The 6,674-nt window shown below is 68.0% G+C and carries 4 protein-coding genes; all 4 read left to right on the top strand.

All coding sequences use genetic code 11. The features are described 5' to 3' along the window. Positions 1-639: deoxyguanosinetriphosphate triphosphohydrolase family protein (locus BGO22_RS18630; protein ID WP_502686486.1), on the top strand; the 639-nt coding region annotated here is incomplete at its 5' end. After that, complete coding sequence (locus tag BGO22_RS18625; RefSeq protein ID WP_286852180.1) at positions 636-1,829, top strand: MFS transporter; 1,194 nt, start codon at positions 636-638, stop codon at positions 1,827-1,829. The genes BGO22_RS18630 and BGO22_RS18625, both read left to right, overlap by 4 nt. 73 nt (positions 1,830-1,902) lie before the next feature. Next, positions 1,903-2,610: an REP-associated tyrosine transposase gene (locus tag BGO22_RS18620; RefSeq protein ID WP_286852177.1), complete on the top strand. Its 708-nt coding sequence runs from the start codon at positions 1,903-1,905 to the stop codon at positions 2,608-2,610. A 179-nt stretch (positions 2,611-2,789) separates the two neighbouring features. Then, a partial coding sequence (locus BGO22_RS18615; RefSeq protein ID WP_286852174.1) for a glutamate synthase-related protein occupies positions 2,790-6,674 on the top strand: 3,885 nt, incomplete at its 3' end.

Below are 6,674 nucleotides of genomic sequence, written 5' to 3'. Positions count from 1 at the left end.
CTGGAGCGGCTGGAGCCCGGCGGCGTGGCGGCGCGCTTCCTGCGAGGCGGCGCTCCTTCGCTCGAGGCGCAGTTGTGCAACCTGGCCGACGAGATCGCCTACAACGCGCACGACATCGACGACGGCGTGCGCTCGGGCCTGCTCTCGCTGGAGCAGCTCGAATCCGTGGAGCTGTTCGACCACTACCGCCGCCAGGCCCTGCGGGAGCACCCGCAGTTGCAGGGGCGCCGGCTGTTGTTCGAGAGCATCCGCCGCATGCTGAGCGACCAGGTCTACGACGTGATCGCCGCCACGCGCGAGCGCCTGCGACACTCGGGCGTCGCCTCGGCCGACGAGGCGCGCACCCAGGCGGCCCTGGTGGCTTTCTCCGACCCTATGCGCGAGCGCAGCCGCGCGCTCAAGGCCTTCCTGTTTCGCAACCTCTACCGCCACCCGCAGGTGGTCGAGACCACCGGTCGCGCACGCCAGGTGATCGGCGATCTCTTCGGGCGCTACCTGGCCGAGCCCGGCGAGATGCCCGAAGCCCATGGGCAACGCCGGCACATCGAGCGCGCGGTGGCCGACTACATCGCTGGCATGACCGATCGTTTCGCCATCCGCGAGCACGAGCGCCTGTTCGGCTCGGTACTGTTTCCATGACTGCCACACCACCGCCCGAGTCCCGTCCCGTTCGTGCCGCCGCTCTGGTCGTGGCGGTGGGCGTCACCTGCGCCCTGCACATCGGCAAGCTGCCCGTCGCCATTCCTGCGTTGCAGGCCGGGCTGGGCGTGAGCCTGGTGCAGGCGGGCTTCCTGCTTTCGCTCGTGCAATTGGCCGGCATGGCGCTGGGCCTGTTCGTGGGCTTGGCGGCCGACCGCATCGGGCCGCGCCGGATCATGCTGGTCGGCCTGGTGGCCCTGGCCCTGGGCAGCGCCTGGGGCGCGACGGCCGGTTCGCCGGCCGACCTGCTGGCCTCGCGCGCATTGGAAGGCCTGGGGTTCCTGCTCGCCGTGCTGCCGGCGCCGGGCCTGATCCGCCGCCACGTGGCCGAGCCGCGCCTGCTGGCCAAGGCCTTGGGCTGGTGGGGTGCCTACATGCCGCTGGGCACGGCCCTGGCGTTGCTGTTCGGCGCGCCGGTCATCGAGTGGCTCGGGTGGCGCGCCGTCTGGTTGGGTCTGACAGCCTGCTCGCTGCTGGCGCTGGTGGCCTTGTGGCGCGGCTTGCCGTCCGACGCGGCACTGGCGGGGCAGGGCGCGCCGCTGGGCCCGCGCCTGCGCCGCACGCTGGGTGCGCCTGGGCCCTGGCTGGTGGCCGTGGCGTTCTTCCTCTACTCGGGGCAGTGGCTGGCGGTTGTGGGCTTCCTGCCCACCATCCTGGCCCAGGCCGGCGTGAGTGGTTTGCTGGCGGGCCTGCTCAGCGCGGCCGCGGCGGCGGTGAACATGGGCGGCAACATCGGGGCTGGCCGCTGGATCGCGCGCGGCGGCCGCCCCCGCTTTGTGATGGGCTTTGCCTACCTGGCCATGGGCCTGGGGGCCCTGTTGGCCTTTGGCTTGAAGGGCGCACCTGTGGTGCAGTACCTCGCTGTGCTGGCCTTCTCGGGCCTGGGCGGGCTCATTCCAGGCACCCTGTTCGGCTTGGCGGTGCGCCTGGCGCCGGGTGAAGACACCATCTCCACGACGGTGGGCTGGATGCAGCAGCTTTCGGCGCTGGGGCAGTTTGTCGGACCGCCGTTCGTGGCCTGGGTGGCTACGCAGGTGGGCGGGTGGCAGCTCACCTGGGTCGTCACCGGCGCGGCTTCTCTGCTGGGTCTCTGGGTGGCGCACCGCATCCAGCGCACGCTCCCGGCTTGACGGTGGTTGGCCCGCGGGGACCCGTGCGCGCCCATGCTTTAATTGGGGTCAGATTCCAATTGAATGAAGCGCCATGGCCCGATTGCCCCGTTTGACCGTCGCTGGCTACCCGCACCACATCATCCAGCGAGGCAACAACCGCCAGGTCATCGTGCGCGACGACGAAGACCGGGACGCCCTGCTCGAACTGATCACGGCCCGCGCTCGCCAACACGGCGTGGCGCTGCACGCCTGGGTGCTGATGGACAACCACTTCCACCTGCTGGCCACACCGGAAACGGTGGAGGGAGTCCCCCGCTGGATGCAGGACGTTGGCCGCAGTTACGTGCGCCGCTTCAACGACCGCCACCAGCGCACGGGGACTCTGTGGGAAGGGCGCTACAAATCCACGCTGGTTCAGACCGAGCGCTACCTCCTGGCCTGCATGGCCTACATCGAGCTCAATCCGGTGCGCGCCGGCATGGTCGCGGAGCCGCGGCAGTACCCCTGGTCCAGCCACCTGCACCACATTGGGCAGCGCGTGGACCGTCACCTCACGCCGCACCCCGTCTACTGGGCCTTGGGCAACACGCCTTTCGCGCGGGAGGCCGCGTATGCCGAGTGGGTGCGGACAGGCCTCGGCGCGCAGCAGCAAAAGGCCATCACCGACGCCTCTTTGCATGGTTGGGCCTTGGGTGACGAGCGCTTCACCGAGGAATTGCAGAAGCAGACGGCCCGCCGGGTGTCGCGCGCGGCGCGGGGTCGCCCGCCGGGGGCGCTTGCACCCAAGACCGAGGGCTGATCGCGCGCGAGAGCGTGTCGCTATCGGCTTTTTTAATATGTCCCCAATTATTTTTGAGAGTCATTGGTCGGCTGATTAATTGGAATCTGACCCCATTTAAAATGCTTGGCACGCATGGTGCAATGCAATAAGCTCCGCGGTCCGACGGATTCGCCCCACAGACGAGAAGGAAGCGCGCCATGAACACGGCTGCCGAGAAAGCGCATTTGCAACAGCACGGCCTCTATGACCCGGCGAACGAGCACGACGCCTGCGGCGTTGGCTTCGTGGCCCACATCAAGGGCGAAAAGAGCCACGCCATCGTCGAGCAGGCGCTCAAGATCCTGGAGAACCTGGACCACCGCGGCGCGGTGGGCGCCGACAAGCTGATGGGCGATGGCGCGGGTCTGCTGATCCAGATGCCCGATGCGCTGTACCGGGCCGAGATGGCCGCGCAGGGCGTGACGCTGCCGCCCGCTGGCGAGTACGGCGTGGGCATGATCTTCATGCCCAAGGAACACGCCAGCCGCCTGGCCTGCGAACAGGAGATGGAGCGCGCCATCGCCGCCGAAGGCCAGGTGCTGCTGGGCTGGCGCGAGGTGCCCGTGAACGCCGACATGCCCATGTCGCCCACGGTGCGCGCCAAGGAGCCGATCATTCGCCAGGTTTTCATCGGCCGTGGCAACGACGTGATCGTGCAGGACGCGCTGGAGCGCAAGCTGTACGTGATCCGCAAGACCGCCAGTGCCGCCATCCAGCGCCTCAAGCTCACGCACTCCAAGGAGTATTACGTGGTGAGCATGAGCAGCCGCACCGTGGTCTACAAGGGCCTGCTGCTGGCTGACCAGGTGGGCACCTACTTCAAGGACCTGCAGGACCCGCGCTGCGTGTCGGCCCTGGGCCTGGTGCACCAGCGCTTCTCCACCAACACCTTCCCCGAGTGGCCGCTGGCCCACCCGTATCGCTACGTCGCGCACAACGGCGAGATCAACACGGTCAAGGGCAACTACAACTGGATGAAGGCGCGCGAGGGCGTGATGAGCTCGCCCGTGCTCGGCGCCGACCTGCACAAGCTCTACCCGATCAGCTTCGCGCACCAATCTGACACCGCCACGTTCGACAACTGCCTCGAGCTGCTGACCATGGCGGGCTATCCGCTGTCGCAGGCCGTGATGATGATGATCCCGGAGCCCTGGGAGCAGCACACCACCATGGACCCGCGCCGCCGCGCGTTCTACGAGTACCACGCAGCCATGCTGGAGCCCTGGGACGGCCCCGCCTCCATCGTGTTCACCGACGGCCGCCAGATCGGCGCCACCCTGGATCGCAACGGCCTGCGCCCCTCGCGCTACTGCGTCACCGACGACGACCTGGTCATCATGGCCTCGGAATCCGGTGTGCTGCCCGTGCCCGAGAACAAGATCGTGCGCAAGTGGCGCCTGCAGCCCGGCAAGATGTTCCTGATCGACCTGGAGCAGGGCCGCATGATCGACGACGAGGAGCTCAAGGCCAACCTCGCCAACAGCAAGCCCTACAAACAGTGGATCGACAACCTGCGCATTCGCCTCGACGACGTCGAGCACCCGGTGGCCGGCGAGGCCGCGCAGGAGTTGCCCGTGGCGCAGACGGAACCCCAAGCCGCTGGCGTGGAGCGCGTGTCGCCCGAGCTGCTGGACCGCCAGCAGGCCTTCGGCTATACGCAGGAGGACATCAAGTTCCTCATGAGCCCCATGGCCGCCAACGGCGAGGAGGGCATCGGCTCCATGGGCAACGACAGCCCGCTGGCCGTGCTGTCGAGCAAGAACAAGCCGCTCTACAACTACTTCAAGCAGCTGTTCGCGCAGGTCACGAACCCGCCGATCGACCCGATCCGCGAAGCGATCGTGATGTCGCTGGTGTCCTTCATCGGCCCCAAACCCAACCTGCTCGACATCAACCAGGTCAACCCGCCCATGCGCCTGGAGGTGAGCCAGCCCGTGCTGGACTTCGCCGACATGGCCAAGCTGCGCAACATCGACGCCGTGACGCAGGGCAAATTCCGCAGCGTCACGCTGGACATCACCTACCCCGCGAGCTGGGGCCGCGAGGGCGTGGAGGCCAAGCTGGCCTCGCTGTGTGCGGCCGCGGTGGACGCGATCAAGGGTGGCAAGAACATCCTCATCATCAGCGACCGCGGCATCGGCCCGGCGCAGGTGGCCATTCCCGCGCTGCTGGCGCTCTCGGCCATCCACCAGCACCTGGTGCGTGAAGGCCTGCGCACCAGCGCTGGCCTGGTGGTGGAAACCGGCACCGCGCGCGAGGTGCACCACTTCGCCGTGCTCGCCGGCTACGGTGCCGAGGCCGTGCACCCCTACCTGGCGATGGAGACCTTGGTGGCCATCCACAAGGACCTGCCGGGCGATCTGAGCGCCGACAAGGCCATCTACAACTACACCAAGGCGATCGGCAAGGGCCTGTCCAAGATCATGTCCAAGATGGGCGTGAGCACCTACATGAGCTACTGCGGCGCCCAGCTGTTCGAGGCCATTGGCCTCAACAGCGACACCGTGGCCAAGTACTTCACCGGCACCGCCAGCCGCGTGGAAGGCATCGGGGTGTTCGAGATCGCCGAGGAAGCCATCCGCATGCACAAGGCCGCCTTCGGCGACGACCCGGTTCTGGCCACCATGCTGGACGCCGGCGGCGAGTACGCCTGGCGCACGCGCGGCGAAGAGCACATGTGGTCGCCCGACGCCATCGCCAAGCTGCAGCACAGCACGCGCGCCAACAGCTGGAACACCTACAAGGAATACGCCCAGCTCATCAACGACCAGAGCCGCCGCCAGATGACGCTGCGAGGCCTGTTCGAATTCAAGCTGGACCCGAGCAAGGCCATCCCGCTGGACGAGGTCGAGCCCGCCAAGGAGATCGTCAAGCGCTTTGCCACCGGCGCCATGTCGCTGGGCTCCATCAGCACCGAGGCGCACGCCACCCTTGCCGTGGCCATGAACCGCATCGGCGGCAAGAGCAACACCGGCGAAGGCGGCGAGGACGAGCGCCGCTACCGCAACGAGCTCAAGGGCATCAAGATCACCAAGGGTGAGACGCTCAAGTCCATCATCGGTGAGGACGTGGTCGAGGTCGACTTGCCGCTGGAAGACGGCGACAGCCTGCGCTCCAAGATCAAGCAGGTGGCATCGGGCCGTTTCGGCGTCACCGCCGAGTACCTGCAGAGCGCGGACCAGGTGCAGATCAAGATGGCCCAGGGCGCCAAGCCCGGCGAGGGCGGCCAACTGCCCGGCGGCAAGGTGTCCGAGTACATCGGCAAGCTGCGCTACTCGGTGCCGGGCGTGGGCCTGATCAGCCCGCCGCCGCACCACGACATCTACTCCATCGAAGACCTGGCTCAGCTCATCCACGACCTGAAGAACGTGGCGCCGCACGCCAGCATCAGCGTCAAGCTGGTGTCGGAAGTGGGCGTGGGCACCATCGCCGCGGGCGTGGCCAAGTGCAAGGCCGATCACGTGGTGATCGCCGGCCACGACGGTGGCACCGGCGCCTCGCCCTGGTCGTCCATCAAGCACGCGGGCAGCCCCTGGGAGATCGGCCTGGCCGAGACCCAGCAGACCCTGGTGCTCAACCGCCTGCGCAGCCGCATCCGCGTGCAGGCCGACGGCCAGATGAAGACCGGCCGCGACGTGGTCATCGGCGCCATGCTGGGCGCGGACGAATTCGGCTTCGCCACCGCGCCGCTGGTGGTCGAGGGCTGCATCATGATGCGCAAGTGCCACCTCAACACCTGCCCGGTGGGCGTGGCCACGCAGGACCCGGTGCTGCGCAAGAAGTTCTCGGGCAAGCCCGAGCACGTCGTCAACTACTTCTTCTTCGTCGCCGAGGAAGCGCGCCAGATCATGGCGCAGCTGGGCATCCGCACCTTTGACGAGCTGATCGGCCGCGCCGACCTGCTCGACACGCGCGCCGGCATCGCCCACTGGAAGGCGCGCGGCCTGGACTTCAGCCGCCTGCTGGCCTTGCCCGCCGTGCCGGCCGACGTGCCGCGCCTGCACACCGAGCAGCAGGACCACGGCCTGCACAAGGCGCTGGAC

The sequence above is a fragment of the Hydrogenophaga sp. 70-12 genome, from assembly GCF_001897365.1.
GTDB lineage: Bacteria > Pseudomonadota > Gammaproteobacteria > Burkholderiales > Burkholderiaceae_C > Hydrogenophaga > Hydrogenophaga borbori.
The sequence above is the reverse complement of the archived record's forward strand: the minus strand, read 5'-3'. Positions and strand labels throughout refer to the sequence as shown.